This window comes from Paenalcaligenes sp. Me52, from assembly GCF_050487965.1.
Taxonomy (GTDB): Bacteria; Pseudomonadota; Gammaproteobacteria; order Burkholderiales; family Burkholderiaceae_B; genus Paenalcaligenes.
In genome coordinates this window covers 1-605 of record NZ_JBKQFO010000041.1, presented here as the reverse complement: position 1 = coordinate 605, position 605 = coordinate 1, and the positions used below count along the sequence as shown (strand labels likewise).

1 pseudogene is annotated in these 605 nt (G+C 59.3%); it reads left to right on the top strand.

Going from position 1 to position 605, the window contains the following annotated elements:
- Positions 1 to 605, top strand: a pseudogene (locus ACLO87_RS16860) (bifunctional [glutamate--ammonia ligase]-adenylyl-L-tyrosine phosphorylase/[glutamate--ammonia-ligase] adenylyltransferase); the annotation flags it as partial.

Sequence of the window (605 nt, the reverse complement as noted above, 5' to 3'; positions counted from 1 at the left end):
CAGACGGAACTGGAAAGCCAACCGCCGCAGGCCGACGAAAGGCAGCATTACGCGGCATGGTTGCAGGAGGCGCTCTGTAATGTGAGTGACGAAGCCGGGTTAATGCGCGAGCTGCGGCTATTCCGGCGGCGCATTATGGTGCGCATCGCCTGGGCGCAAACGCTGGCACTGGTTACTGAAGAGAGCATATTGCAGCAGCTCAGCTATCTGGCGGAGACGCTGATTGTTGCGGCGCGTGACTGGCTGTATGACGCCTGCTGCCGCGAGTGGGGAACGCCGTGCAATGCGCAGGGCGAAGCGCAACCGCTGCTGATTTTAGGCATGGGTAAGCTGGGCGGTGGGGAGCTGAATTTCTCCTCTGATATCGATCTGATTTTTGCCTGGCCGGAACATGGTTGTACGCAGGGTGGACGCCGGGAACTGGATAACGCGCAGTTTTTTACCCGCATGGGGCAGCGGCTGATTAAAGTGCTGGATCAACCAACGCAGGATGGCTTCGTCTATCGCGTGGATATGCGGCTGCGTCCGTTTGGCGAAAGTGGCCCGCTGGTGCTGAGCTTTGCCGCGTTGGAAGATTATTACCAGGAGCAGGGGCGCGACTGGGA